General features: G+C 53.6%; 2 protein-coding genes and 2 pseudogenes. 3 read left to right on the top strand and 1 reads right to left on the bottom strand.

From position 1 onward, the window contains the following. The 3 genes and pseudogenes from FDW87_RS22375 to ruvX form a co-directional block, all read left to right on the top strand. Nucleotides 1-234 (top strand): annotated as a pseudogene (locus FDW87_RS22375) (glutathione synthase); the annotation flags it as partial. Between the two features lie 176 nt (nucleotides 235-410). Beyond that, nucleotides 411-974 carry a YqgE/AlgH family protein gene (locus FDW87_RS11685; protein WP_170975110.1) on the top strand — a complete coding sequence of 188 codons (564 nt, stop codon included), beginning with the start codon at nucleotides 411-413 and terminating at the stop codon, nucleotides 972-974. Continuing rightward, nucleotides 974-1390, top strand: coding sequence for a Holliday junction resolvase RuvX (gene ruvX / locus FDW87_RS11680; protein ID WP_137379781.1), 417 nt, complete (start codon nucleotides 974-976; stop codon nucleotides 1388-1390). Before FDW87_RS11685 ends, ruvX begins: the two co-directional genes overlap by 1 nt. Here the strand turns inward: ruvX and FDW87_RS22370 are convergent. Next, nucleotides 1387-1628: pseudogene (locus FDW87_RS22370) on the bottom strand (type IV pili twitching motility protein PilT); the annotation flags it as partial. The gene ruvX and the pseudogene FDW87_RS22370 overlap by 4 nt on opposite strands.

Below are 1628 nucleotides of genomic sequence, written 5' to 3'. Positions count from 1 at the left end.
GGCGGTCGTGGCGAGCCGCGTCCATTAACCGACAGCGACTGGGAAATTGCACGTCGCATTGGGCCAACGCTGAAAGCAAAAGGTTTGATTTTTGTCGGTCTGGATATCATTGGCGACCGTCTGACGGAAATTAACGTCACCAGCCCAACCTGTATTCGTGAAATTGAAGCGGAGTTCCCGGTTTCGATTACCGGTATGCTGATGGACGCCATCGAGGCACGTTTGCAGAAATAAATAAGTTGCCGGATGGCGATGCCTTCGCGTCTTATCCGGCCTACATTCGCACCCCGTAGGCCGGATAAGGCAAAGCCGCCATCCGGCAAAGCTATCTTCAGAGGGTGACATCTTCGCGCTTTGCCCACATACTGGGCTCTGTTGCTTTTTTGAACCAGGAAACAGAACCTCTGACAATGAATTTACAGCATCACTTTCTAATTGCCATGCCTGCTCTCCAGGATCCGATTTTCCGCCGTTCCGTGGTGTATATCTGTGAACACAATGAGAACGGAGCAATGGGGATTATCGTCAATAAGCCTCTGGAAAACTTACAAATTGAAGGGATTCTGGAAAAGCTGAAGATTACTCCAGAAGCACGCGATCCTGCCATTCGTCTGGACAAACCGGTGATGCTCGGCGGCCCGCTGGCGGAAGACCGTGGATTTATTCTACACACCCCGCCGTCACGCTTTGCCTCCAGTATTCGCATTTCAGATAACACTATCATCACCACCTCCCGCGATGTACTTGAAACCCTGGGTACGCAGGAGCAGCCATCCGAAGCGCTGGTTGCGCTGGGCTATTCATCATGGGAAAAAGGTCAACTGGAACAAGAGCTACTGGATAACGCCTGGCTCACTGCTCCCGCAGACCTCAACATCTTATTTAAAACGCCGATTGCCGACCGCTGGCGCGATGCGGCGAAGCTTATCGGGATTGATATTCAGACCATGCCTGGCGTGGCGGGACACGCCTGATGAGCGGAACATTACTCTCTTTTGATTTTGGTACGAAAAGTATCGGCGTCGCGGTTGGTCAACGCATTACCGGTACAGCGAGATCCTTGCCCGCCATCAAAGCACAGGACGGTACGCCAGACTGGAGTTTGATTGAACGCCTGCTAAAAGAGTGGCAGCCGGACGAAATCATTGTCGGCCTGCCGCTCAACATGGATGGCACTGAACAACCCCTTACTGCGCGCGCACGCAAATTCGCTAACCGCATTCACGGTCGCTTTGGCGTAACCGTAACGCTGCACGATGAACGTTTGAGCACCGTCGAAGCCCGCTCAGGCCTGTTTGAGCAAGGCGGATACCGGGCGTTGAATAAAGGCAAAGTAGATTCCGCTTCTGCCGTTATTATCCTTGAAAGCTATTTCGAGCAGGGCTACTAAAGTCGCCCCTGCGCCTGGCGCTGCTGCTGACTTTGTGCAAACGTCTGCATACCTGTCTGCTGCCCGGTTTGAATCACACCGGGTAGCTGATGCGTTTTCCCTTCGCGGATCAAATTACCCACGGCGGGCGTGTTGACGAGCAGCTCGAATAGCGCCACGCGTCCTCCCTGCTTATCTTCCTCCAGCTTTTGCGAAAGTACCGCCCGCAGGCTGTCTGCCAGCTGGTTACGCACCGGAT

Source organism: Citrobacter sp. wls826, assembly GCF_005281245.1.
In the GTDB taxonomy this organism is placed as follows: Bacteria; Pseudomonadota; Gammaproteobacteria; order Enterobacterales; family Enterobacteriaceae; genus Citrobacter; species Citrobacter braakii.
The sequence above is the reverse complement of the archived record's forward strand: the minus strand, read 5'-3'. Positions and strand labels throughout refer to the sequence as shown.